A 23,896-nucleotide genomic window follows, 5' to 3' on the forward strand; every position below is an offset into this window, starting at 1 on the left:
GCTGCTCGCGCGCGTCGATCAGAATCGCATGCCGACACCCAAACCGACCACCACCGGATCGATATTCAGACGGCCGAGCGGCTGACCGCCAAGCGAGGCATCGGTGTGCATCCAGATTTTCTTGATGTCCGCGTTGACGAACAGCGACTTCGTCACCTGCACGTCCACACCTGCCTGCAACGCGGGGCCAAAGCTGTGGTTGGTGATCGAGATCGGCTGACCGCCTGCGTTCAGCCCATTGTTATAGAACAACGTGTAGTTCAGACCCGCACCGACGTACGGACGGATACGCCCTGCGTGGTTGAAGTGATATTGCAGCAACAGCGTGGGCGGCAACACGTTCACGCCGCCGAGACTGCCGAGGCTCGAACTCAGCTGATGGCGCGACGTGCCGAGAATCAGCTCGACGCCGAGGGAATCGCGGATCATGTAGGTCAGATCCAGCTCCGGCACGATGGCGTTGTTGACGCCCACGTTGAGCGCCGACAGCGACTGATTGGTTCGCACGTCCGGCACGATGCTGATTGCGCGCAGACGCACCAGGATGTCACCGGCGTGGATGCCGTTCATCTGGTCATTGCCGGCAGCCTGAGCGTGCGCCAGCGGCACGCCTGCACATAGCAGGCACGACGCGACCGCAGCGGCCCTGATCCTGTTCCTGAGCGAGTGCTTCATATGCTTCCCCGAGTGTTTGTTTGCGTGCGGGGATTGTCGAAGTTCTCGCGAGGCCTCACGTTGACCCGCATCAACCGAGCGAGAACGTCCATCGCCCTGCGACAGCCGGTCGCGTCACGCCGGTCAGGAGCAGTTCGATCAGGTCGTGGACGCTGCGGATCGCGGTGCCGAACGGCAACGCTTCGCGGCCGCGAAAGAACAGACCGTTGGCCACGTCGCCGCGCAATGCCGCGGCGAGCCGGGTGTCGATGCAGAAGTGGCCGAACTTCTCGACACCGTCGCGCCAGCCGCAGACGCTCAGACATTCGAGCGCGGTCGGACATGTGTGTTTGAGCGCGCCGACCTTCTCGCGGATTTTCGTTTCGTGGCGCAGATAGCGCGTCAGCCACGGCGTCTTCACGGCGCGCGCCGGCAGGCCCGTCACGCTGACAAATTCGACGATGTCGTCGGGCATCGCGTCGGCCAGCACGCGCTTGAAGTTGGGATGCGCGTCGCCTTCTTCGGTGACGGCAAACGGTGTGCCGAGCTGCACACCGCTGGCGCCCGCGGTCAGTAGCTCGCGCACGGCTTCGTGACTATTGATGCCGCCCGCGAGGATCAAGGGCACATCCTGGCGACTCAAACCGAGCGAGACGAATACCGCATCGAGTTCCTCGAGGACGCGCAGGAAATCGAAGCGCGGGTCGTGCAGATCGGCGAGGTTAGTCACGCCGAGATGGCCACCTGCGCGGGCCGGATGTTCGATCACGACGGCGTCGGGCAAGCGGCCCTTCTTCAACCACTTCTTCAGCACCAGCGCGACGCCGCGGCTATCCGACAGGATCGGGATCAGCGCGATGTCGTGGCCTTTTGTCAGGTCCGGCAAATCGAGCGGCAGGCCCGCGCCCATGACGATCGCGTCGGCACCGTGTTCGCAGGCAACGCGCACGTACTCCGTCTGCGCATTGACTGCTTTCATCACGTTGACGGCGATCATCCCGCGGCCACCGCTGAGCGCTTTGGCAGCGTGGATTTCGCGGGCCAGCGCGGTGAGATTCGCCTGTTCGAGCGTCGCCCGATCAGGCGATTGCCGGCACAGCTCGATCAGATCGCGATGATGATGACGCAGGTCGATGCTGGCGATGGTGCCGAGTGCACCCTCGCGGGCGACACTGCCGGCCAGCCGGTGCGCCGAGATCCCGACGCCCATGCCGCCTTGTACGATCGGCAGCAACGAGCGGCCGCGGATAACGAGCGGTGCGAATGAGTGAGAGGTGTGCATTGACGAGCCGAGGAATGAACGATCGAAGCGCTGATAATCGGTCGTTGGGCGCGGCTTGCGTTGCGTTGGGTCAATGAGGCTGTTTGCCGGGTGGGTTTCGAGCCGGGTGGGTTGATGCGGGTCATGAAAAAAGCCCGCTTCGAAGAAGCGGGCTTCGCGTGACGCTGCGCCGTGAAGCGAAGCGCGCTTACTGCACGCCCTGGCTCAACAGGAAGTCTTCGTAGTTGCCGCCGAAGTCGTTCAGCGTGCCGTTGGTCTTCACTTCGATGATGCGGTTAGCAAGGCCGCTGACGAATTCACGGTCGTGCGACACGAAAATCAGCGTGCCTTCGAACTTGTCGAGCGCGATCTGCAGCGATTCGATCGATTCCATGTCCATGTGGTTGGTCGGCTCGTCCATCAGCAGCACATTGTGGCGGCCCAGCATCAGCTTGCCCCAGATCATGCGGCCCTTCTCGCCACCGGAGAGCACCTTGACCGATTTGCGGATGTCGTCGGCATTGAACAGCAGACGGCCGAGTGTGCCGCGCACCATCTGCTCGTCGTCGCCTTCCTGGCGATAGCCGTCGATCCAGTCCATCAGCGTGATGTCGTCAGGAAATTCTTCGTACGTATCCTGCGGCATGTAACCGATGTTGGCGTTTTCCGCCCACTTCACGGTGCCGTGATCCAGCGTGAGCCTGCCGAGCAGCGAGCGCAACAGCGTGGTCTTGCCCGCACCGTTCTCGCCGATGATCGCGATCCGCTCGCCTGGCTGCACGCTGATGCTGAAGTCGTTGAAGATCGAGCGCTCGTACTTCTTCGAGATCTTGTCCGCTACCACCGCAATGTTGTGCAGCTTCTTTTCGTACTCGAAGCGGATGAACGGGTTCTGCCGCGACGACGGCTTGAATTCCTCGATCTTGATCTTGTCGATCATCTTCAGACGGCTGGTCGCCTGACGCGCCTTCGACTTGTTCGCCGAGAAGCGGCGCACGAAGTCCTGCAGGTCGGCGACACGCTCCTTCGCCTTGGCGTTGGCGTTCTGCTGACGCTCGCGCGCCTGCGTGCTGGCCAGCATGTAGTCGTCGTAATTGCCCGGATAGACCTTCAGCGTGCCGAAGTCCATGTCGGCCATGTGCGTGCACACCTGGTTCAGAAAGTGGCGATCGTGCGAGATGATGATCATCGTCGAGTTGTACTGGTTGAGCACGTCTTCCAGCCAACGGATCGAGTTGATGTCCAGGTTGTTGGTCGGCTCGTCCAGCAGCAGCACGTCCGGCTTCGAGAACAGCGCTTGCGCGAGCAGCACGCGCAGTTTCCAGCCAGGCGCCACATTGCTCATCGGACCGTTGTGGTCTTCAATCGCGATGCCGATGCCGAGCAGCAGCTCCCCGGCACGCGCTTCGGCGGTGTAGCCGTCGTACTCGGCGAATTTCGCTTCGAGTTCGGCGGCGTGCATGTAGTCGTCGTCCGTCGCGTCCGGGTTCGCGTAGATCGCGTCGCGCTCGGTCATGGCGGCCCACATTTCGGCGTGGCCCATCATCACGACGTCGAGCACGCGCACGTCTTCGTATGCGAACTGGTCCTGACGCAGCTTGCCCAGACGGATATTCGGTTCGAGCATCACGTTGCCGGAACTCGGTTCCAGATCGCTACCCAGGATCTTCATGAAGGTGGATTTACCGCAGCCGTTCGCACCAATCAGGCCATAGCGGTTCCCTCCCCCGAACTTGACCGAGATGTTCTCGAAGAGGGGCTTTGGCCCGAATTGCATGGTGATATTGGCGGTAGACAGCACGGCGCGTCCTTTGAAGGTGATATCGGCGAACAACCCAATATTTTAGCAGGTTATCGCGAATTCAACCCCCACGCGCGCCGTGCCCGCGCGTTTTGACGCCGCGTTCGAGCCTCGCGCATGCTTCGTTCATCCCTGCTTCGCGCCTCCTGCGTAAGTTCCAGCCACTGCGCGGGGCCATCGGATCCCCTGACGGCCTCGCCTCGCCGCGCCCTACCGGGCACGCGATGTGCGAAATGACTCGCTCGCACGAAGGACATCGGCCGCGATCCATTGCCTATACTTTTTGCACACCAACGAAGATCAAAGGAGGAAGTTCATGTCAGAACACGTCTACAAGCAAATCGAACTGACCGGCTCGTCGACCAAATCGATCGACGACGCCATCAGCACCGCGATCGCCAAAGCGTCGAAGACACTGCGCAATTTGCACTGGTTCGAAGTGACCGAAACGCGGGGCCAGATCGAAAACGACAAAGTCGCCTACTGGCAGGTGACCATCAAGGTCGGCCTGCGCATCGACTAGCGCTTCACCTGAAACATCTTCGACACATCTCCGAAGCAAAAAAAAGCTGCGTCCATATCGGACGCAGCGTCCTGATGCAGCGGTTTGCAGCGGTTTCTGAAACCGCTTGCTGGCCGAAAACGGCCTCCATTAACTGTTCCCCGGCCAATCGTTGCCGGCTCGATCGCGACCTGCCCGGCAGTGCCACGCGGCTCGCCACGGCCGCGAAACCCGCATTACTTCGGCAGCGAACCGTCCACGCCTTCCACATACCAGTTCAGACGTTGCAGTTCGGGATCGGTCAGCGTTTTACCTGCCGGAACCTTCACCGCGCCCGACTGATCCTTGATCGGACCAGTGAACACATCCCACTTGCCGCCAGCCAGTTCTTCGCGCTTCGCCGCGACCTGTTTCTGCGCGTCGGCTGAAATCGCCGACGTGTTCAGGTCCTCGAGATTGACGGCCTTCTGCGGAATGCCCCACCACACCGGATCGTTTTTCCACTTGCCGTCCAGCACCTGCTGGATCGCCGCGTTGTAATACACGCCCCAGTGCGCGACCACCGAACCCAGGTGCGCGTCAGGACCGAACTTCTTCATGTCCGAATCCCAGCCGAATGCATGCACGTGCTTTTCCGATGCGGTCGCGAGCGTCGCGCTCGAATCGGTGTTTTGCAGCAGCACGTCGGCGCCCTGGCCGATCAGCGTTTCAGCGGCCTGCTTTTCCTTGCCCGGATCGAACCAGCTGTTGATCCAGATGACCTTGGTGTGAATCTTCGGATTCACCGAGCGCGCGCCGAGCGTGTACGCGTTGATGTTGCGGACCACCTCGGGAATCGGCACCGACGCGACAAAGCCAAGCGTGTTGGTCTTCGTCACATAGCCCGCGGCCACGCCTGCCAGGTACGCGCCCTGGTACATACGCACGTCATAGGTGCCGAAGTTCGGCGCCTTCTTGTAGCCGGTTGCGTGCAGGAACACCGTATCCGGGAAGTCCTTCGCGACCTTCAGTTCGAAATCCTGATAGCCGAAGCTCGAACCGATGATGATCTTGTTACCCTTGTTCGCGAGATCGCGGAACACGCGCTCCGAGTCGGCCGATTCCGGCACGTTCTCGATGCGGGTGATCTTGATCTTGTTGCCGAACTTCGCCTCCGCTTCCTTCGAGCCCTGATCGTGCGCGAAGGTCCAGCCGGCGTCGCCCGGATTGCCGAGGTAGACGAATGCGACGCCCGGTGCGTCAGCCGCCTGCGCGCTTTGCGCGAGCGGCGCGGCGAGCGCCAGCGAGGCCGCGCCCCATGCGAATGCGGTCAGCAGATTTCTTCTCTTCATGTTTTCTCCTGTCGTGTTTGTCGATTGATTTGAAACGTGTGGTCGGTCACGTGCGAATACGCCGGCGAATCCGTCCCCATCAGCCCGCCGAGAAAAACGGCTTGCCGAGCGACGCGGGTGCATTCAGACGAATCGTGTTCGGATTGCGGGAAATCAGCACCAGCACGACGACGGTCGCGACATACGGCAGCATCGCGAGGAACTGCGTCGGCACCGGCACGCCGATGGCCTGCGCGTAAAACTGCAGCCCGGTCACAGCGCCGAACAGCAGCGCGCCGATCAGCAGGCGTCCCGGGCGCCACGTCGCGAACACCACCAGCGCGAGCGCGATCCAGCCGCGGCCGGACGTCAGCTGTTCCTGCCACAAATGCAGATTGACGATCGAGTAATAACCGCCCGCGAGCCCGGCCATGCCGCCGCCGAAGGCCACCGCGCCGTACCGCACGCCGATCACCGGAAAACCGACCGAGTGCGCCACTTGCGGCGATTCGCCGACCGAGCGCAGCACGAGGCCCGCACGCGTGCGATACAGGAACCACCAGATCACCGCGAACATCAGGAACGCGAGGTAATCGAGCGGCGTGAGGCTGAAGAGCGCGGGACCGAGCACCGGGATCTTCGAGAGACCCGGAATCGTCCACGTGTCGATCGTGGCGCGCACCGCTGCCGACGTGTACGGTTTGCCGACATAGGCCGACAAACCAATGCCGAAGATTGTCAGCGACAAGCCCGTGGCGACCTGATTGGCGAGCATGGTCAGCGTGAGGAACGCGAACAGCAGCGACATCGCGAGGCCGGCGCCGATCGCGGCAACCACCCCGAGCCACGGATTGCCGGTAATGGCGGTGACCGCATAGCCGGTCACGGCGCCCATCAGCATCATGCCTTCGACGCCGAGGTTGAGCACGCCCGACTTCTCGGTGACGAGTTCGCCCGCGCCCGCGAACATCAGCGGGATCGCGGCGGTGACGGCGCTCGAGGTGAGCGCGCTGGCTTGTTGAATATCCATGGAGATCCGGCGGGAAAATCAGTGGCGAATGAGTGGACTTACGCGGCGACGGAACGCCGGCGCACGCGATAGTTGACGAACAGGTCAGCACCCAGCAGGCAAAACAGCAACAACCCCTGGAACACGCCGGAGAGCGCCTGCGGCAATTGCATCGAGGTCTGCACCGCTTCGCCGCCCAGATACAGCAGCGCCATCAGAAGACTCGCGAGCACGATGCCGATCGGATGCAGCCGCCCCACGAACACGACGATGATCGCGGTGAAGCCGTAGCCCGGCGACCAGGTGGCCTGCAACTGGCCGATCGGACCCGCGATCTCGCCCATGCCGGCGAGACCCGCCAGGCCGCCGCTGATCAGCAGCGACGTCCAGATGGTTTTCTTGTCGGAGAAACCGGCGTAGCGCGCGGCGAGCGGCGCGAGACCGCCGACGTTCATCCGGTAGCCCGCAAAGCTCTTGCGCATGAACAGCCACACACACGGAATCGCGATCAGCGTGACGAACACGGAGGCGTTCAAACGCGTGCCGCGCAGCCATTTCCAGTGCCAGTCGCCGGAGAACGTCGGATAGAGTGCGTCGCCGCTGAACATTTCGGAGAGCGGGAAATTCATCCCCTGCGGATCGCGCCACGGGCCGCTCACCAGATAGATCAGCAACTGCGTGGCCACATACGTGAGCATCAGGCTGACCAGAATCTCGTTGGTGTTGAAGCGGCTTTTCAGGAGCGCGGGGATCGCCGCCCACGCCATGCCGCCGAGCACGCCGGCGATCATCATGGTCGGCAGAATCCACCAGCCGGTGGCCTGATCGAAATAGATCGCGACGCCACTCGCGGCGATGCCGCCGAGCAGCATCTGCCCTTCCGCACCGATATTCCAGACGTTCGCGCGGTAGCCGATCGCGAGACCGAGGCCGATCAGGCACAACGGCGAGGCCTTCAGCAGCAGTTCGGACCAGCCGTTCACGCTGGCAAGCGGTTCGATGAAAAACGCGTGCATGGCTTCGAGCGGATCACGGCCGACCAGGCTGAAGATCAGGAAGCCGATCGCGAGCGTGAGCAACGCGGCGATCAGCGGCACGGCAAGCTGCATTGTGCGCGAGGGCGTCGTGCGTGCTTCGAGTCGATACGGAAGAATCATGGGAGCGTGTGGTTAGAGCGGGTTCTTGTGTTTAGCGTCGCTGCAAAGCGGTCGATGCATTGCGGTCGATCCGGCTTCGGCTCACGCATGCGCCGGCTGTTCCGCCGAAGGTGCCGCGCCCTCGCGGTCGCCGAACAGGCCTGCCATCCAGCGGCCGATTTCCTCGGCGTTGGTCGCCCCCGTGGCACGCACCGGCGAAAGTCTGCCACCGGCGAGCACCGCGATGCGATCGCAGATGTCGAACAACTCTTCCAGCTCCTCGGAAATCACCAGGATCGCCACCCCGCGCGCCGACAAGTCGAGCAATTGCTGGCGAATGAACGCCGCCGCGCCGACGTCGACGCCCCAGGTCGGCTGCGCGACGACCAGTACCTTGGGTGCCTGCAGAATCTCGCGTCCCATGATGTATTTCTGCAGGTTGCCGCCAGACAGACTTTGCGCCAGCGCTTCAGAACCGCCGCAACGCACGTCGAAGGCTTCGATGCAACGCCTCGCGAAGGCGCGCATCGCGCCGGCCTTGATCCAGCCGGAATTCACCATCTGCTGGCGATGGGCCGTGAGCAGCGCATTTTCCGACAGCGTCATCGCCGGCACCGCCCCGCGGCCCAGACGCTCTTCCGGCACAAACCCGAAGCCGAGCGCGCGCCGCCCGCCCGCGCCGAGGCGCCCTGCCTGCTTGCCGCAAATCGTGACCGCATCGGCGCGCGTGCCGCGCTTTTCACCCGAAAGCGCCGACAGCAGTTCGGCCTGCCCATTGCCCGACACCCCCGCGATACCGAAGATCTCCCCGGCATGCACGCCGAACGAGACGTTATCGAGCGAGGTGCCGAACGGATCGTCGCTTTCCACCGACAACTGCTTCACGTCGAGCAGCACCGCGCCGGGGGTGTGTTCACGCCGTGTGTAATCCGGCAGCGAATGGCCGACCATCAATTGCGCGAGCGATGCATGGGTTTCTTCTTTCGGACTCACCTGACCGGTCACGCGGCCACCGCGCAGCACCGTGGCGGTGTCGCACAGTTCCTGGATTTCGTCGAGCTTGTGGCTGATGTAGAGAATGCTGCAGCCCTCCGCCGCGAGACGCCGCAGCGTCGCAAAGAGCTTGCGGACCGCTTGCGGCGTCAGCACCGAAGTCGGTTCGTCCATGATCAGCAGACGCGGATTCTGCAGCAGACAGCGCACGATCTCCACGCGTTGCCGCTCGCCCACGGTCAGGCTATGCACGTGACGCTGCGGGTCGATATCGAGGCCGTAATCGGCGGAGACTTCGCGAATACGTTTGGAAAGCGTCTTCAGATCGAACGGTTCGTCGAGCGCGAGCGCGATGTTCTCGCCGACCGTGAGCGTCTCGAACAGCGAAAAATGCTGGAACACCATGCCGATGCCGAGCTTGCGCGCCGCCGCCGGGCTGGCGATCTCGACCGGCTGGCCTTCCCAGCGGATCTCACCGGCGTCCGGCCGCACCGCGCCGTAGATGATTTTCATCAGCGTACTTTTGCCGGCGCCGTTTTCGCCGAGCACGGCATGGATCTCACCCGGCGCGACGACCAACGTGACGTCGTCGTTGGCCCGCACGGCCGGATATTGTTTGGTGATGCCCTGCAGCATCAACCGGGGCGCCGCCTGTTCCGGCCTCGCTGCCGGCTGCGCGGCGGCGCCGTCGCTATAAGAGTCGCTCATGTGATTCCGTATTACGTCGAAGACTGCCGCCGCGGCGCGTCCGCCTGCCCTGTCAGCAAGCGATCCGTCACCACAACCGGATGACAATACCTAATTCGACCCACTCAGTCGAGCCGCCAAAATTCCCCGCAAACCCGCGCCGCAGCGTGCTCTGCGGGTATCCCACTCTTGACGGGGATTTGTGTTCATATTAAAAGTCATATACACCTACGCCCGCTCGATCAGCCAGAACATATATTTCGGAGAAGTCATGAGTCAGCAACGCGAGGCGATCGATACGTACCTGTTACGCGTCTTGCACACCCTCCTGATGGAGCGCAGCGTCACGCGCGCGGCCGTCAAACTGAATCAATCGCAACCTGCTATCAGCGCGGCGCTGCGCCGCTTGCGCGACATCACCGGCGACCCGCTGCTGGTGCGCGGCAAGTCCGGCATGGTGCCGACCGAGTACGGCCTGCGCCTGCTCGAACCGGTGCAGAACGCGTTGCGCGAGATCGAACGCATCAAGTTCCAGCAGCACAACTTCGATCCGGCCACCTCGATCCGTTGCTACCGGATCGGCTGCCCGGATTACCTGAACGTGCTGTTCGTGCCGACGGTGGTCGAACGTTTTCGTCAGGCCGCGCCGAACGCGACGCTCGAATTTCACTCGCTCGGGCCGGCCTTCGACTACGAACTCGCGCTCGAGGACGGCAAGCTCGACATCGTGGTCGGCAACTGGCCGGAGCCGCCGGAACAACTGCACCTGTCGAATCTGTTCGTCGATCAGATCGTCTGTTTGATGAGTAACGCGCATCCGTTCGCCAAACGCGGCGGCCTGACGCTCGACCAGTATCTGAATGCGCCGCATCTTGCGCCTACTCCTTACTCGGTGGGCCAACGCGGCGCGATCGACGTGCATCTCGCGCGCGAGCGGTTAAAACGTCATGTGGTCGTTACGCTGCCGTACTTCAATCTGGCGCCTTACGTGCTGATCAAGTCGGATCTGATCTTCACGACGACGCGCCTGTTTGCCGACTACTACGCCAAGTTCCTGCCGCTGACCGTGGTGCCCGCCCCGCTCGATTTCCCGCCGATGCAGTACTACCAGTTGTGGCACGAGCGCGTGCATTATTCCGACGAAGTACGCTGGCTGCGCAGTCTGGTGGCCGAAGCCACCAAGACGTTGATCGACAAGCCTTGATCCTTGCGCTGGGCTTATTGGTCCCCGTTATCGGCCCCTGTTATCGGCGTCCGGTCTGATGGATGCCGATAACAGTGCCGCTGCCAGTGCGCGATTACTCGTCCCTTTCTCCGTCGTTACGCTGCCGCTTCATACAGCGTCTTCGCCAGCCGGTTGTGCTGCTCGATGACCGGTCCGAGTTCCAGCGTCGTCAACTGTCCGTCTTTCACCACCACCTTGCCGCCGATCACGCTATGGCTCACCTGCGAAGGCGCGCAGAACACCAACGCCGCGACCGGATCGTGCAAGGCACCGGCAAACAACGGCTGACGCAGATCGAACGAGACGAAGTCCGCGGCCATGCCCGGCGCCAGCGCACCGATGTCATCGCGATTGAGCACCTTCGCGCCGCCTAGCGTCGCGATCTCCAACGCTTCGCGCGCGGTCATCGCGTCCGGTCCGAAGCCGACCCGTTGCAACAGCAACGCCTGACGCACTTCCGCGATCATTTGCGCACCGTCGTTCGACGCCGAGCCGTCGACGCCCAGGCCCACCGGCACGCCGGCAAGACGCATCCGCTTGACCGGCGCAATGCCCGACGCGAGCCGCATGTTCGAGCACGGGCAATGCGCAACGCCGGTGCCCGTGCGGGCGAACAGTTCGATGCCCGCGTCGTCGAGTTGCACACAATGCGCATGCCATACATCGCGACCGACCCAGCCGAGATCTTCCGCATACTCGGCCGGCGTCATGCCGAACTTCTCGCGGCTGTACGCGATGTCGTTGACGTTCTCCGCGAGGTGCGTGTGCAGCGACACACCGTAATGCCGCGCCATCACCGCCGATTCGCGCATCAGATCGCGGCTCACCGAGAACGGCGAGCACGGCGCCACCACCACACGCAGCATCGCGTAACGCCCTTCGTCGTTGTACGTTTCGATCAGCCGCTGCGTGTCCTTCAGAATGTCCGCTTCACGCTCGACCACCGAATCCGGCGGCAAACCGCCGTCCTTCTGACCCACGCTCATGCTGCCGCGCGCGGCGTGAAAACGCATGCCGATCCGCTTTGCCGCGACGATGCTGTCGTCGAGGCGGCTGCCGTTCGGGTAGATATACAAATGGTCGCTCGACGTCGTGCAACCGGACAGCAACAGCTCGGCCATCGCCGTCAAGGTCGAGACTTCGATCATCTCCGGTGTGAGATTCGCCCATACCTTGTAGAGGCTGGTCAGCCAGCCGAACAACTCGGCGTTCTGCGCGGCCGGAATCGCGCGCGTCAGGCTCTGATACATGTGGTGGTGCGTGTTCACCAGCCCTGGAATCACCAGGTGGCCGCGCATGTCCAGTACTTCGTCGGCCGTTTGCGGCAATTCCGCCGTGGGTCCGACCGCGACGATGCGGTTGTCCTCGATATACATGCCGCCGTCGCGCAGTTCGCGCCGGGCGCCGTCCATCGTGACCAGCACATCCGCGTGCTTGACCAGCATCGTTTTCTTCGGCTTGTTCGGCTTTTGCGCCGCCTGTTCCATCGTCATTCGTTTCTCCGCTTCATTGCTTCCGTGCAAAGCCGTTCGAAGGCGATGTGACGGCACGCCAACCGTGCCGCCGCGTCCCGTTGAACGCCGTTGGCCCGGTTACCCAGCGTGTAATCGCCGTCTTCGGGTGTGCCGCGATGCTGCGGCACAGGCGTAACCTTCGACGGCCAAAATAATGCTGACAACTCGCGCCAATGAGATACCCAAGTTCACGCTGTCGATATAGTGGGCCTTTTTGGCGCCGGTACGATCCGCCGACAGGTCAAATGCACTGCAACAATCGAACAAATCGATTCGATGCGGCTTTCAATGGGCTGTCTGTCATGCGCCAGCTATTATCTTTCCTATCTCGCGTGCGCTGACGTGAACATCCTTTTTACAATGGCTGCCACGGCGCTCGCTTCAATTCGCCGACGGGTATGTAGCCACTGACGTGGAGCCTCGATCCGCCGCAACGTATTCCGGATCGGGCCGCCGCCGAAACCTCGCATTCACATAAGGAAAATTGCGAATGGGAAAGCTCACTACCCATGTGCTCGACACCGCGAACGGCCGTCCTGGCGCGGGCATCAAGGTCGAACTCTTCGCGCTCTCCGGCGACACCCGCCGCGCGCTCAAAACCACCACCACCAATGACGACGGCCGCTGTGACCAGCCGCTGCTCGAAGGCGACGCATTGGTCGCGGGGGAATACGAACTTGTGTTCGGCGCCGGCGATTACTTTGCATCGATCGGCACGAAGGTGCCCGAGCCGCGTTTTGTCGACCGCGTTGTGCTGCGTTTCGGCGTGGCCGATGCCGGTGCGCACTATCACGTGCCGCTGCTGGTATCGCCGTGGTCGTACAGCACCTATCGGGGCAGTTAAGCGTCGCCGCGTTTTTCGACAAGCTTTGGAGGAAGACGAGGTTGAAGTCGCATTCTTGAGCGCGCCCGATTGCACTGCGCAGATGCGTGGAGACACACCCGCGCAGCGCAATCGAATGCGAGCGACTCGACCTCAGGTTCCAATAAAAAATGACGCCGTGCGAACTGAGCGCATTGCGTTTCTCACCCCGCAGTCTGCGCAGCGACACCGTGCATGCCGACGACCCGTCAGCCGGTTCACCGAAGGCGTAACCAGGGCGCAAGCGTCGTTGCGCGTACAACGAATCAGAAGTGGAGGAGTTTCATGGAAGGCTTTATCACTGACTGGCTGAACCTGGCATTGCGCTGGTTCCACGTCATCGTCGCCATCGCGTGGATCGGCGAATCGTTCTATTTCGTCGCGCTCGACAACAGCCTGAAACCGCCTACCGACCCGAACCAGCGCAAGCGCGGCGTGTTCGGCGAGTTGTGGCACGTGCACGGCGGCGGCTTCTACAACATGCAGAAGTACACCGTCGCGCCGCCGGAAATGCCGGACGACCTGCACTGGTCCAAGTGGCCGTCGTACACCACGTGGCTGTCGGGCGCGAGCCTCTTCACGGTGCTGTATCTGCTCTCGCCGTCCACGTACCTGATCGACAGGAACGTGCTCGACATGGGCCCGGTGGTCGCGGTTGCATCGGCACTCGGCTTCCTCGCCGCCGGCTGGATCGTCTACGACTCGCTGTGCCGTCTGCTCGGCAACAAAGACAGAGTGCTCGGCATCTGCGTCGGTATTTATGTGGTGATCGCGGCGTACCTCGCGTGCCACATCTTCGCGGGCCGCGCGGCTTACCTGATCATGGGTGCGATGCTGGCAACGATCATGTCGGCGAACGTGTTTTTCGTGATCATCCCGGGTCAGCGCAAGATGGTTGCCTCGATGCTCAAGGGTGAAACGCCGAACCCGATCTACGGCAAGCGCGGCAAGCAACGCTCGGTGCACAACACGTATTTCACGCTGCCGGTGGTGTTCGCGATGCTGTCGAACCACTACGCGATGACCTACACGAATCAGTACAACTGGGTCGTGCTCCTGATGATCATGCTGGCCGGCGCGCTGATTCGCCAGTTCTTCGTGATGCGTCACCGTGGCCAGGTGCTGTGGTATTTGCCGCTGGTGGGTATCGTGCTGATGTTTGCCGCCCTCTTCTCGACGATGCCCAAGCCGGTCGTGCCGCAAGCACAGGCTGCGAATGCACCGGTCGTTCGAGTGACCGATATCGCGCCGGTGCTGCAACAGCGTTGCGTCGCGTGCCACTCTGCCCATCCGACGATGATGGGCAGCGCCCCGGCCGGCGTGCTGCTGGATACGCCGGATGAGATCTCGCAGAACGCACAGCGGATCTATCAGCAGGCGGTGACCTTGAAGGCAATGCCGCTGGGCAACGTCACACAGATGACCGACGAGGAACGCATGAAGATCGCCGCGTGGTTCGAAGGCGGTGCGGCGAAGTAATGGAAATGGCCGGGCATCGCGCCCGGCGCTGCGGATCGAGGCGGCAGGCTACGACCTCAAATTCGTTCCCCACGGACACGGGCGGACGCTCGAGGATATGCTGGTTGAGCAACGCCAGCCGGATTCCGACTCATGAGGCTCGACGTTCAGGTTCTGGGAAAAAACGTCGCTAGCCTGTTCCGTGAGCGCGACGATTACGTCCTCAAATACAACCGCGACGCGACGGCGAACGACTTCGTCAGCTTGACCATGCCGGTGCGCGAAGAAGCTTGGCGCTGGCCGCGCGACCTGCATCCATCATAAGTTGATCGAAGCGGCGCGCAACGAGCCGCATGGCGCCACGTCGCCAAGTAGATGCTGCATGCGTGGGACGAAGGCATGACGTCCTTGAGATCGCTGAAAAAAAGCCCGCAATTCAAAGGACTTAAACCGGCGATCGAGGCGGCGGGATTTTCCGCGCCAGAACAGGCGGAACGCGCGCGTGAAGTCATCGGGCGTTCACCCCTCCTCGGCAAGCGCCGCTGAGATACGGCATTGCGCCGCCAACCCTCCTCTGGAAAGCAAAAAGCAAAAAAGCAAAAAGCCCACAGCATTGCGCTGTGGGCTTTTTGCATCGTCGACTTGCTCGACCTGCTACGTCGAAGCGCGAAACCTCAAACAGTCACCGCGCTCAACGCATCTTCAGTGAGCCAGAGCGACTCCGCCAGATCCTGCTCGTTCAGGTTGAGTCCATCGCCGCCACGATCCACGACGATAAAGTCGCTCACGTCGCCCAATGCGATCAGCGGATGGTGCCAAACGCCCTTCGCATAGTTCACACCCTGCCAGCCGTTCGTCACGAACGCGCGAATCTGCTGCGGGTCCAGTTCCCCCGCCGGCGCCACGACCACCAGATACGCTTTGTCGTTCAGCGGCACGAAAGCCTGGCTGCCCAGCGGATGGCGCTCGAGCATCTTCACTTCGAACGGCAGCGTGCGCGGTTGCCCGCGAAACAGATTCACCAGCGTGCGACCATTTTCGTCGGTCACGTCCACTTTCGCGAGATCGTGATAGCGGATCGTGGTGCCGAGATTGATCGGAATCTGCTTCGCGCCTTCGAGTTCGATTACGTCGCCGAATGCGGCGAACGCTTCCTTCGTCAACGGTTCGATCGCCAGCGTTTTCATGATGCGAGCGTGCCCCACAGACGCAGACGCGACACGCCGCCGTCCGGAATGATGTTGAAACGCACGTGCGTGACCGGACCCAGTGCAGCGATTTCACTTTCGAAATAGTGCTGGTTGTCCATCTTCAGCTTCTGTTCGCCCAGCAGCACCGGCCAGAACATGGCTTGCGTGATCAGCGAGCTGTCCGTGCCGCCCGTCACGAACGCGGCCTGGATCGAGCAACGGTCCGGATAGTTGCCTTTGAAGTGAGCCGTGTCGACTTCGATCTTCCTGATCGCGCCCGGTTGTGCCAACGCGACGATCGCCCAGTCATTGCCCGGCTCACGGCGACGGCGCGTTTCCCAGCCGTCGCCCATGTTCACGCCGCGGCCAGGCATCAGAATCGTCGATGCCGCGCCGAAGTGCTGGTTGTTCGCCGCCACCAGATAGGCGCCGTTTTCCATCGCGGCCAGATCGAACTGCTCCGTGCGGCTCGCGCCCGCCCAGTCGACTTGCGGCTGGCCATACACCCGCAGGCGCGCAATCCCGCCGTCCGGATAGATGTTCACGCGCAGGTGCGTGTAGGCGTTCGCATCGGCGACTTCGCGATAGTGGTGGCTATTGCCTTGCAGCGTAGTCGACGGGACGATTTCGGTCCATTGCGTCGACTGGTTCGGCACGCCGTCGACGACTCGCGCAGCCTCAACCGAAGCTGCCGGCGGGAAGTTGCCCGTGAAGTGGCTGGTGTCGAGGTCGAGACCCTTGATCACGCCCGGACGCGCGAGCTTCACCACGCACCAGTCGTAGCCGTTGGCGCGCTTGCGGCGCGTTTCCCAGCCGTCCATCCACTTGCCGTTGTCGTCGTATTTGCCCGGAATGAAGACGGCCGGTTCCGGATTCAGCATGCGTTCCTTCGGTGCGAAGAAATCGTCGCTGGCCTCGAGCGCCTGCGCGCCCAGACGCGGGTCGGCCAGATTCACATAGCGGCGCGTGAATTCCGGTGCGTTGGGGTCGAGAATCGGGAGTGCCATCTTTGTCTTCCTTAATGTTTGCTGATGCTGAAAAAGCGCTTCGGGCCGCGGTTCGAGGTTCGCGACGGGTGGTTAAACCTTACGCGTCGATCAGGTCGTCGAGCCGGAAACGTGCGATGCGATAGATTTGATCGAGGCTCGCGCGCAATTCATCGGCGCGACTGTTATTCACGCGTGCCTCGAAGTTGGCGATGATGCCGTGGCGGTCGTAACCGCGCACCGCGAGGATGAACGGAAATCCGAACTTCTCGCGATAGGCGCTGTTCAGCGCCAGCAGCTTGTCGAATTCTGCCTGCGTGCACTGGGCGAGGCCCGCGCCGCTCTGCTCACGCGTGGATTCGGCGGTCAGCTCGCCGCGCACCGCGGCCTTGCCGGCGAGCTCCGGGTGGGCATTGATCAACGCCAGTTGCTTCGCTTCGCCCGCAGTCTCGACGATGCCCGACATCTTGGCATGCAGTTCGTCGATGCTGGCAAACGGACGTTGCTGCGCGGCGATTTCCGCGACCCACGGCGAGTGCTCGAAAATGCCCGACAACGCCGCGACGAACGCGTCGGTCGAGGTGCTGTTGAGTTGGTCCAGAGTGTATTGCATCGCCTTCATGCCGCTGCCCCGCGGTTGTTTTGCTGGTAAGGGTGATGTTCGCGCCAGTGACGCGCGATATCGACGCGCCGCGTCACCCACACGCGATCGTGCTGTTCGATATGGTCGAGAAACCGTTGCAGCGCACGGAAACGCCCAGGGCGGCCGAGCAAACGGCAGTGCATGCCGATCGAAAGCATCTTCGGTGCTTCGTCGCCTTCTTCGTAGAGCACGTCGAACGCGTCGCGCAGGTACGTGAAGAAATGGTCCGCGGTGTTGAAACCCTGCGGGCTCGCAAAGCGCATATCGTTGGTGTCGAGCGTGTACGGCACAATCAGTTGCGGGCTCTTCGCACCGCCGGTGACTTCGACATCCATCCAGAACGGCAGGTCGTCGCCGTAATAATCGGAGTCGTACAGGAAGCCGCCGTATTCGGCGACCAGACGATGCGTGTTGGGACTATCGCGACCGGTATACCAGCCGAGCGGACGTTGGCCCGTAATGCGCTCGATCGCTTCCATGCCGAGGCGCATGTGCTCCGCCTCCTTTTCCGGCGACACGTCCTGGTAGTGGATCCAGCGATAGCCGTGGCAAGCGATCTCATGACCGAGTTCGACAAAGGCGCGCCCCAGATCAGGATGCCGTTCGATCGCCATGCCGACGCCGAACACCGTGAGCGGCAGGCCGCGCTTTTCGAATTCGCGCAGGATGCGCCACACGCCCGCACGCGAGCCGTATTCGTAAATCGACTCCATGCTCATGTGACGCGCCGGATAAGCCGCCGCGCCCACGATTTCCGAAAGAAACTGCTCCGAACCCGGATCGCCGTGCAGCACGCAGTTTTCACCACCCTCTTCGTAGTTCAGGACGAATTGCACCGCGACACGCGCTCGACCCGGCCAGTTCGCCTGCACGGGGTAGCGGCCGTAGCCGATCAGATCGCGTGGATAGTTCGAGTCGAGTGGCATGGTTTGACGAAAAGCGTGGTGACGGTACGTAAAATTCGCGTGGAACTCACGTGACATGCACGTGGGGTCTGTATGCGCGCGTTTGCATGTTACTCACACCGGCGCGGGGAAAACAGCCCTCAATAGAGGCACCCGAAGCAGCAGCAAAATAGCCTTCGGGCACCAGCGCCGAGTGGGATCAGTGTAGCGAAAACACCCGGATGCGCCCATACACCCGGGCAGATAGTGCGTGTCAGAGCGGAAGTATGTGCGAAGCCGGTCCCACCGGGCGTTCCGTGGTGTTTACCCGCAGTGAGCCGCTTGAATTTGCGCTGTTCGCGGCGCTTGCGGCCGAATCGCGGGGCGGCTGCGGATTGGGGTCCGCATCGCTCGGGCTGAAGGCTTCCAATGCGCCGTCGTAACGCTTGGCCAGCGGCCGCGCATAGTCGCCGCGCTTGGCCGTGGAGAGCCGCAGCGCGACCAGCGCCTCGGTCCATTTGAGCGCGGCCGTCACGCCCTCGATCACCGGCGCGCCCAACGCATCTTCGATCTCCGCGCACAACTCGGCCATGCCGGCGCAACCGAGTACGATCGCGTCCGACCCGTCCTCCTCCAGCGCGCGCCGGCATTCGTCGAGGATGATGCGGCGCGCCGCCGAGCCGGGCTTGTCCAGATCGAGCACGGCGACATCGGTGGCGCGCACGTTGCGGCAAAAACGCTTCATGCCGTAGCGCTCCGCGAGGTGCCACGCCATGCCGCAGGTGCGCGCCAAGGTGGTCACCACCGAAAACCCCGGCGCCAGCACGCTTGCCGCATGCATCGCGGCTTCGGCGATACCGATCACCGGACCGCGCGCCAGCTCGCGTGCCGCGTACAGACCGGGGTCGCCGAAGCAGGCGATCACGTAGCCATCGCAGCCCTCGCGTTCGCCGGCAATGATCTCGGCGAGCAAGCCGGGCGTCGCCAGCGCTTCGTCGTAATAGCCTTCAATCGACGGCGGCCCCATCGTCGGATTCACCGCAATCACTTCGGTGCCCGGCGCGGCGACCTCGCGCGCACAGCGGCCCATCGCGTCCGTCATACGTTGTGTCGTATTGGGATTAATCAGTTTGATGCGCATATCGACTCCTGTTGCGACTCAAAAAACCAGCTTGCCAATTAGCGTGCAAGTACGCGATAGAACAGCGCGGCCAGGCCGGCGCCGATGAACCAGGAGAAATTCGCGAGTCCGTCGAGTGTCGGCACCATCACGCAGATCACGGCGATCAACGCAGCCGGCAGCAAGGCAGCCACCGCGCGGTAGTTGACGCCGTTGCGGTACCAGTACGAGCCGCTCGGGGACACCGAGTAGAGATCATCGAGCACGATCTTCTGACGCTTGACGAGGAAGTAATCGACGATCAGGACGCCATACAACGGGCCGATGAAACTGCCGAGCACGTCGAGCGTGTAGTGAATCACCGCCGGATTGTTGAACAGGTTCCACGGCGTGATGAAGATCGACGCCACCGCCGCGAGCATGCCGCCCGCGCGCCAGCTGATCAGACGCGGCGCGACATTCGAGAAGTCGAAGGCCGGCGACACGAAGTTGGCGACGATGTTGATGCCGATCGTCGCAATCGTGAAGGTCAGTGCACCGAGAATCACCGCGGTCGGATAGTCGATGCGGCCCACTGTTTCAACCGGGTCCGTGATCAGCTGGCCAAATACCGGCAACGTCGCCGCGGTCGTGATCACCGTCACCAGCGAGAAGGCGAGGAAGTTGACCGGCAAGCCCCAGAAGTTACCGCGCTGCACGCTGCGAAAGCTCTTGCCGTAGCGGGAAAAGTCGCCGAAATTCAGCATCGGTCCGGAGAAGTACGAGACCACCAGCGAGGTTGCCGTGATCATCACCGGCACCACTTCCATGCCGTGATATTTGACGCCGCCGAGATTGATGCCGATGTTTCGCCATCCTGCGCGATACACCATGTAGCCCGCGAGAATGAACATCACCACGTAGACAGCCGGGCCGGCGAAGTCGATGAACTTCTTGATGGTCTCCATGCCGTGCCAGAACACGAGCGCCTGCAACACCCACAACAACATGAAGCCGGCCCAGCCCAGGGTGGACAGCCCCATGAAGCCATGGTGATGCACGTCCGCATAGGGCAGCAGTTGCGGAACGAACTTCAGCACCACGATCACCAGCGCGCTCGAAGCCAGATAGGTTTGAATGCCGTACCACGCAACCGCGATCAAACCACGAATCACGGCGGGGATATTCGCGCCGAGCACGCCGAACGTGGCGCGGCAGGCCACCGGATAGGGCACGCCGTTCGCCTGACTCGGCTTCGCAATCAGGTTGCAGAGCACGTTGACAATCGCAATGCCGACCAGCAGCGCGATCAATACCTGCCAGCTCGTCAGCCCGAGCGCGAACAGACTGCCCGCGAACACATAGCCGCCGACACTGTGCACGTCCGACATCCAGAATGCGAAGATGTTATAGGCACCCCAGGTTTGATGGCGCAGTGGCGCCAGGTCTTCGTTGTACAGCCGCTCGCTGTAGCCTGCGGGTATCGACGGATCGCTGGGCGCGCCGCCGTCTGCATAGGTGGGAATTGCGGGACTGCCGGACGCTGCACTGAACTGAGCCATGACTCCTCCTTTGAATAGGGACCGTCGATTGCGAATCGAAGGACGTTGCATCGGCCATGCCAGTCGCGCCCTCCTCGTCCCGTTCCGGAAACGTAAGGTTCAAGCCGGCTGTAGACCGCGCCGCGGGTGTCTCCGTACTTGGTGTACTTGTGGTTATCGCACTGCCGGTAGCCGCGAATCCCGGCAATGCGTTACGACTTCAAGGCTGCCATTCGATGACGGCCACGCGTGCGCAAGCCGGCAGCGCTCACGCCGAGCCGCCTTGCAACGCTTGATCTGGTTCAGTTCAATTCAGTGCGGCGCGCACCAGCAAGCAGCGCGCACCGGGCGCCTGCCTCAGTCTGGCGCGGACTTGCCTTTGGATGAAACCGTGGACGCACCGTTAAGTGCGCCGAACACCTCATGCAGATCCGCCGCGCCACGTGCGGGGCGGTCCAGCATCTTCAACTCGACGCTTTGCAAATGGCGCGCCATCAGCGCCGCGGCCTCTTTTGCATCGCCGGCGTCGAGCGCGGCGAGAATCGCCTCGTGGTCTTCGAACGAGCACGGGCTGCGTCCAAGCGATTCATACAATGCCGAAATCAGCGTGGAACGCGCCACCAGTCCGTTCAGACAGTCGCACAGCACGGTGTTGCCGGTGAGCCCGGCCAACTCGGTATGAAACTCGCCCGACAGGCGAATCCACGCCGGAAAATCACGTGTTTCGAACGCTTTGCGTTCACGGCCGATCATGCTGCCGATACTCTTCAAACGGCGCATCCCATGACCGCCGCAAATCTTTTCAACCACCGCCAGTTCGATGATCCGGCGCATTTCAAACACTTCATGCACTTCCTGCAACGATGGGCTGGCAACGAATGCACCACGATTCGGTTCGAGGTCGACGAGATGGTCGGTGGCCAGTTGCGCCAGCGCCTGACGGATCGGTCCTCGCTTCACGCCGAATACTTCGCATAACTGTGCTTCGGTCAGCTTGGCGCCAGGTGCGAGCCGATGCTCGAGGATCGCGGCGCGGATGCGCTCGGCGATCACTTCGGGTTTTGAACCATTCGAGCTGGCGGAATCTGTGTCGGACATGATGTTCGTCTCGGTATGTTGGTCATCATAGGATGGACATAAAAATTGTCAACAATTTTTGCTTTGAATTTTGACAATTTTGATAAGGCCAAGGGTTCTGGACCCGCTGGCGCGGCGGGTCAGCCTTGCGTGGCTTGAGCACCAGTTTAATTAAGCGTGGCGGCGGCGCCTATTGGAAGCGGTTTTTGTCAACAAAATAGATGGGCCTTCACTGGCGCGTCTGCTGGCGGTTGACGGAAGTAATAGACCGTTAGTTGCGTTGCGAATTCAAAATGAAAGCGGGCAAACGCCCGCTTCCCTGCCCCTGCGAAGTTCAGGCGAGAGAGGGATAGCCCGACAACGTCAATTTGAACCCGTGCGCGCCGGCGACCAGGTGCGCGTCCGCACCGACCGGCAGCGTCAGCATGTTAGGAACATGGCCGAATTGCAGACCGGTGATCACCGGAATCCCGACCACCGACCTGACCTGTTCGATCATCGCGTGCACGTCGTAGCCGTTGTCGTAATCGTAGGGTTTGTCGCCGGAGAAATCGCCGAGCAGGAGTGCCTGCTGCTGCGCGAGGATGCCCGACAGATGCAGCTGATAAAGCATTCGCTCGAGCCGGAACGGCTGTTCATTGACATCTTCAACGAACAGAATGCCGCCCTGCACCGGAGGCATGTACTGCGTGCCGATCAGCGACGTCAGCACCGCCAGATTGCCGCCCCACAGCGTGCCGCTCACATCGGCAGTCTGCGCTTGCGGCGCGTTGCTCGTCACCGTCATGGTCGGCTGGGTCAGCGCGGACCAGAAGTGCCGCATGGTGAATTCGCTCAGATCTTCCGCGCCGAAGTCGCTCATCAACATCGGGCCGCCGAACGTTTTCAGTCCCGCGCGCGCCAGCAAAGCCAGCTGAACCGCGGTGAAATCGCTATGGCCCACCAGTGCGACCGGTTGATCGGTCAGTCGCCGTTGCAACCCATCGTAGTCGAGTCCGTGAAGGATGCGCACCGCGCCGTAGCCACCACGCACGGCCAGCACGATGTCGGGCAATTGACGCGAGGGATCGGCCAGCCGGTTCAGCTCGGCGGCACGCTCGCCGTCAGTGCCGGCGAAACGCTGGTATCGGCGCCGGGTCGCCTCGACACCGTTGACGCGATGCCCCTGGGCATGCAGGCGGCGCAACGCGCGATGCAGCACTTCGGAATCATGCGGATACCCGGACGGTGCGATCAGCTCAATGGTGCGATGGACGGTCATTGGCGAGACCTGTTGGACGTTGTTGTGTTGTTTAGAGCGGCTCGGCCGGCCCCGGTTCGGTATGCGCTTCACCGCGCGCCGCCGCGCGTGCTTCACGGCTTGCGCGACGCCGCTCCGCAAAGAACGATCTGAGCGCGGCGCTGCATTCGGTTTCAAGCACGCCGCCCGTCACCGTGGCGTGGTGATTCAACTGCGGATTCGCAAATGCATCGACGACACTGCCGCACGCTCCCGTCTTCGGATCGCGTGCCCCAAACACGACGCGGGCGATGCGCGCGTGCATGATCGCGCCGGCGCACATCAGGCAGGGCTCGAGCGTCACGTAGAGTTCGCAGCCCGGCAGCCGGTAGTTCCCGACGGCTTGCGCGGCGGCCCGCAACGCGACCATTTCCGCGTGCGCGGATGGGTCGTGCGCGCCGATCGGATGGTTGAACCCCGTGGCGATGACGTCGTCGCCACGCACGAGTACCGCGCCGACGGGCACCTCGCCGGCTGCGCGGGCCTGTTCGGCGGCGGCCTGGGCGAGCGCCATGAAGCGACGATCGCGCTCCGACCCGGCCCGTGCGGGCGGTTCGTCTGGCGGAGGATCGGTGTGGAACGACGCAGGGGCGGCAACCGTTTGAGCCGAATCGCTCACCGGCACCGTCGTGCCGAAACCGGCGAATTCAGGCTGGGCAGCCGGCAACGTCGCCGTCCCGGCCGATTTGTCACACTCCGCGGACTCGACCGGCTCCGGGCCTGACTCGACACAGCGGGCAAGCGGCACGCTCACTGCGAACCCGCTTCAGCCGCATTGAGATTGC

General features: G+C 62.4%; 22 protein-coding genes and 1 pseudogene. 6 read left to right on the forward strand and 17 right to left on the reverse strand.

Features of this window, described 5'->3' with window-relative positions; all coding sequences use genetic code 11:
- Positions 1-18 precede the first annotated feature (18 nt).
- The 3 genes from QOC89_RS06180 to QOC89_RS06190 all read right to left on the reverse strand — a co-directional run bounded on the left by QOC89_RS06180 (position 19) and on the right by QOC89_RS06190 (position 3,716).
- The gene (locus QOC89_RS06180; protein ID WP_323044217.1) at positions 19-675 is read right to left on the reverse strand and encodes an OmpW/AlkL family protein; all 657 of its coding nucleotides are present in this window, start codon (positions 673-675) and stop codon (positions 19-21) included.
- A gap of 70 nt (positions 676-745) precedes the next feature.
- Positions 746-1,936, reverse strand: coding sequence for a nitronate monooxygenase family protein (locus QOC89_RS06185; RefSeq protein ID WP_323044218.1), 1,191 nt, complete (start codon positions 1,934-1,936; stop codon positions 746-748).
- A 187-nt stretch (positions 1,937-2,123) separates the two neighbouring features.
- Positions 2,124-3,716, reverse strand: a complete 1,593-nt coding sequence (locus QOC89_RS06190) for an ABC-F family ATPase (RefSeq protein WP_323044219.1) — start codon at positions 3,714-3,716, stop codon at positions 2,124-2,126.
- Between the two features lie 316 nt (positions 3,717-4,032).
- Between QOC89_RS06190 and QOC89_RS06195 the strand changes: the two genes are divergently transcribed.
- Entirely contained in the window at positions 4,033-4,239 is a 207-nt protein-coding gene (locus tag QOC89_RS06195) for a dodecin (RefSeq protein WP_091793652.1), read from the forward strand.
- Between the two features lie 215 nt (positions 4,240-4,454).
- On the opposite strand, the gene QOC89_RS06200 is transcribed toward QOC89_RS06195, so the two are convergent.
- From QOC89_RS06200 to QOC89_RS06215, 4 genes are all read right to left on the reverse strand, one after another.
- A complete protein-coding gene (locus tag QOC89_RS06200) occupies positions 4,455-5,549 on the reverse strand; it encodes a BMP family ABC transporter substrate-binding protein (protein WP_323044220.1) in 1,095 nt (364 codons plus the stop codon).
- A 79-nt stretch (positions 5,550-5,628) separates the two neighbouring features.
- Positions 5,629-6,558 carry an ABC transporter permease gene (locus tag QOC89_RS06205; protein WP_323044221.1) on the reverse strand — a complete coding sequence of 310 codons (930 nt, stop codon included), beginning with the start codon at positions 6,556-6,558 and terminating at the stop codon, positions 5,629-5,631.
- Between the two features lie 38 nt (positions 6,559-6,596).
- Entirely contained in the window at positions 6,597-7,694 is a 1,098-nt protein-coding gene (locus QOC89_RS06210; protein WP_323044222.1) for an ABC transporter permease, read from the reverse strand.
- An 81-nt stretch (positions 7,695-7,775) separates the two neighbouring features.
- Entirely contained in the window at positions 7,776-9,374 is a 1,599-nt protein-coding gene (locus QOC89_RS06215) for an ABC transporter ATP-binding protein (RefSeq protein WP_323044223.1), read from the reverse strand.
- A gap of 250 nt (positions 9,375-9,624) precedes the next feature.
- On the opposite strand from QOC89_RS06215, the gene QOC89_RS06220 reads away from it, so the two are divergent.
- Positions 9,625-10,557 (forward strand): LysR substrate-binding domain-containing protein, encoded by a 933-nt coding sequence (locus tag QOC89_RS06220; protein WP_012433318.1) that lies wholly within the window; start codon positions 9,625-9,627, stop codon positions 10,555-10,557.
- Positions 10,558-10,673: 116 nt separating this feature from the next.
- Here QOC89_RS06220 and QOC89_RS06225 read toward each other — a convergent pair whose 3' ends face one another.
- Positions 10,674-12,071, reverse strand: coding sequence for an 8-oxoguanine deaminase (locus tag QOC89_RS06225; protein WP_323044224.1), 1,398 nt, complete (start codon positions 12,069-12,071; stop codon positions 10,674-10,676).
- 511 nt (positions 12,072-12,582) lie between these two features.
- On the opposite strand from QOC89_RS06225, the gene uraH reads away from it, so the two are divergent.
- The 4 genes and pseudogenes from uraH to QOC89_RS06250 all read left to right on the forward strand — a co-directional run bounded on the left by uraH (position 12,583) and on the right by QOC89_RS06250 (position 14,958).
- A complete protein-coding gene (gene uraH, locus QOC89_RS06230) occupies positions 12,583-12,936 on the forward strand; it encodes a hydroxyisourate hydrolase (protein ID WP_012433320.1) in 354 nt (117 codons plus the stop codon).
- A gap of 303 nt (positions 12,937-13,239) precedes the next feature.
- Complete coding sequence (locus QOC89_RS06235) at positions 13,240-14,433, forward strand: urate hydroxylase PuuD (RefSeq protein WP_323044225.1); 1,194 nt, start codon at positions 13,240-13,242, stop codon at positions 14,431-14,433.
- Between the two features lie 132 nt (positions 14,434-14,565).
- Positions 14,566-14,730: pseudogene (locus QOC89_RS06245) on the forward strand (type II toxin-antitoxin system HipA family toxin); the annotation flags it as partial.
- Between the two features lie 57 nt (positions 14,731-14,787).
- Positions 14,788-14,958: a hypothetical protein gene (locus QOC89_RS06250; RefSeq protein ID WP_416340364.1), complete on the forward strand. Its 171-nt coding sequence runs from the start codon at positions 14,788-14,790 to the stop codon at positions 14,956-14,958.
- A 128-nt stretch (positions 14,959-15,086) separates the two neighbouring features.
- Here the strand turns inward: QOC89_RS06250 and QOC89_RS06255 are convergent, their stop codons facing one another.
- The 9 genes from QOC89_RS06255 to tadA all read right to left on the reverse strand — a co-directional run bounded on the left by QOC89_RS06255 (position 15,087) and on the right by tadA (position 23,778).
- Complete coding sequence (locus tag QOC89_RS06255; RefSeq protein WP_323044227.1) at positions 15,087-15,599, reverse strand: ureidoglycolate lyase; 513 nt, start codon at positions 15,597-15,599, stop codon at positions 15,087-15,089.
- Positions 15,596-16,609, reverse strand: a complete 1,014-nt coding sequence (gene alc / locus QOC89_RS06260; RefSeq protein WP_323044228.1) for an allantoicase — start codon at positions 16,607-16,609, stop codon at positions 15,596-15,598. The genes QOC89_RS06255 and alc overlap by 4 nt, the downstream gene beginning before the upstream one ends.
- A 79-nt stretch (positions 16,610-16,688) precedes the next feature.
- Entirely contained in the window at positions 16,689-17,210 is a 522-nt protein-coding gene (gene uraD / locus QOC89_RS06265; RefSeq protein ID WP_323044229.1) for a 2-oxo-4-hydroxy-4-carboxy-5-ureidoimidazoline decarboxylase, read from the reverse strand.
- Positions 17,207-18,157, reverse strand: coding sequence for an allantoinase PuuE (gene puuE, locus QOC89_RS06270; protein ID WP_323044230.1), 951 nt, complete (start codon positions 18,155-18,157; stop codon positions 17,207-17,209). The genes uraD and puuE overlap by 4 nt, the downstream gene beginning before the upstream one ends.
- A 232-nt stretch (positions 18,158-18,389) precedes the next feature.
- On the reverse strand, positions 18,390-19,256 hold the full coding sequence (locus QOC89_RS06275; protein WP_323044231.1) for an aspartate/glutamate racemase family protein: 867 nt from the start codon (positions 19,254-19,256) through the stop codon (positions 18,390-18,392).
- A 38-nt stretch (positions 19,257-19,294) separates the two neighbouring features.
- Positions 19,295-20,776 (reverse strand): NCS1 family nucleobase:cation symporter-1, encoded by a 1,482-nt coding sequence (locus tag QOC89_RS06280; protein ID WP_323044232.1) that lies wholly within the window; start codon positions 20,774-20,776, stop codon positions 19,295-19,297.
- Positions 20,777-21,112: 336 nt separating this feature from the next.
- Complete coding sequence (locus QOC89_RS06285) at positions 21,113-21,853, reverse strand: GntR family transcriptional regulator (RefSeq protein ID WP_323044233.1); 741 nt, start codon at positions 21,851-21,853, stop codon at positions 21,113-21,115.
- A 313-nt stretch (positions 21,854-22,166) separates the two neighbouring features.
- Positions 22,167-23,093 (reverse strand): muramoyltetrapeptide carboxypeptidase, encoded by a 927-nt coding sequence (ldcA, locus tag QOC89_RS06290; RefSeq protein ID WP_323044234.1) that lies wholly within the window; start codon positions 23,091-23,093, stop codon positions 22,167-22,169.
- Between the two features lie 31 nt (positions 23,094-23,124).
- On the reverse strand, positions 23,125-23,778 hold the full coding sequence (gene tadA / locus QOC89_RS06295) for a tRNA adenosine(34) deaminase TadA (protein ID WP_323044235.1): 654 nt from the start codon (positions 23,776-23,778) through the stop codon (positions 23,125-23,127).
- Positions 23,779-23,896 lie beyond the last annotated feature (118 nt).

The sequence above is a fragment of the Paraburkholderia sp. genome, assembly GCF_034668105.1.
Taxonomy (GTDB): domain Bacteria; phylum Pseudomonadota; class Gammaproteobacteria; order Burkholderiales; family Burkholderiaceae; genus Paraburkholderia.

What these genes read in the sequence shown, in the direction of transcription:
- QOC89_RS06280 (WP_323044232.1), bottom strand. Translation starts at nt 20,776, where the DNA reads ATGGCTCAGTTCAGTGCAGCGTCCGGCAGTCCCGCAATTCCCACCTAT.
- QOC89_RS06195 (WP_091793652.1), top strand. Translation starts at nt 4,033, where the DNA reads ATGTCAGAACACGTCTACAAGCAAATCGAACTGACCGGCTCGTCGACC.
- ldcA (WP_323044234.1), bottom strand. Translation starts at nt 23,093, where the DNA reads ATGACCGTCCATCGCACCATTGAGCTGATCGCACCGTCCGGGTATCCG.
- QOC89_RS06205 (WP_323044221.1), bottom strand. Translation starts at nt 6,558, where the DNA reads ATGGATATTCAACAAGCCAGCGCGCTCACCTCGAGCGCCGTCACCGCC.
- QOC89_RS06235 (WP_323044225.1), top strand. Translation starts at nt 13,240, where the DNA reads ATGGAAGGCTTTATCACTGACTGGCTGAACCTGGCATTGCGCTGGTTC.
- alc (WP_323044228.1), bottom strand. Translation starts at nt 16,609, where the DNA reads ATGGCACTCCCGATTCTCGACCCCAACGCACCGGAATTCACGCGCCGC.
- uraD (WP_323044229.1), bottom strand. Translation starts at nt 17,210, where the DNA reads ATGAAGGCGATGCAATACACTCTGGACCAACTCAACAGCACCTCGACC.
- puuE (WP_323044230.1), bottom strand. Translation starts at nt 18,157, where the DNA reads ATGCCACTCGACTCGAACTATCCACGCGATCTGATCGGCTACGGCCGC.
- QOC89_RS06180 (WP_323044217.1), bottom strand. Translation starts at nt 675, where the DNA reads ATGAAGCACTCGCTCAGGAACAGGATCAGGGCCGCTGCGGTCGCGTCG.
- QOC89_RS06215 (WP_323044223.1), bottom strand. Translation starts at nt 9,374, where the DNA reads ATGAGCGACTCTTATAGCGACGGCGCCGCCGCGCAGCCGGCAGCGAGG.
- QOC89_RS06185 (WP_323044218.1), bottom strand. Translation starts at nt 1,936, where the DNA reads ATGCACACCTCTCACTCATTCGCACCGCTCGTTATCCGCGGCCGCTCG.
- uraH (WP_012433320.1), top strand. Translation starts at nt 12,583, where the DNA reads ATGGGAAAGCTCACTACCCATGTGCTCGACACCGCGAACGGCCGTCCT.
- QOC89_RS06285 (WP_323044233.1), bottom strand. Translation starts at nt 21,853, where the DNA reads ATGTCCGACACAGATTCCGCCAGCTCGAATGGTTCAAAACCCGAAGTG.
- QOC89_RS06220 (WP_012433318.1), top strand. Translation starts at nt 9,625, where the DNA reads ATGAGTCAGCAACGCGAGGCGATCGATACGTACCTGTTACGCGTCTTG.
- QOC89_RS06225 (WP_323044224.1), bottom strand. Translation starts at nt 12,071, where the DNA reads ATGACGATGGAACAGGCGGCGCAAAAGCCGAACAAGCCGAAGAAAACG.
- QOC89_RS06200 (WP_323044220.1), bottom strand. Translation starts at nt 5,549, where the DNA reads ATGAAGAGAAGAAATCTGCTGACCGCATTCGCATGGGGCGCGGCCTCG.
- QOC89_RS06255 (WP_323044227.1), bottom strand. Translation starts at nt 15,599, where the DNA reads ATGAAAACGCTGGCGATCGAACCGTTGACGAAGGAAGCGTTCGCCGCA.
- QOC89_RS06275 (WP_323044231.1), bottom strand. Translation starts at nt 19,256, where the DNA reads ATGCGCATCAAACTGATTAATCCCAATACGACACAACGTATGACGGAC.
- QOC89_RS06250 (WP_416340364.1), top strand. Translation starts at nt 14,788, where the DNA reads ATGCTGCATGCGTGGGACGAAGGCATGACGTCCTTGAGATCGCTGAAA.
- QOC89_RS06210 (WP_323044222.1), bottom strand. Translation starts at nt 7,694, where the DNA reads ATGATTCTTCCGTATCGACTCGAAGCACGCACGACGCCCTCGCGCACA.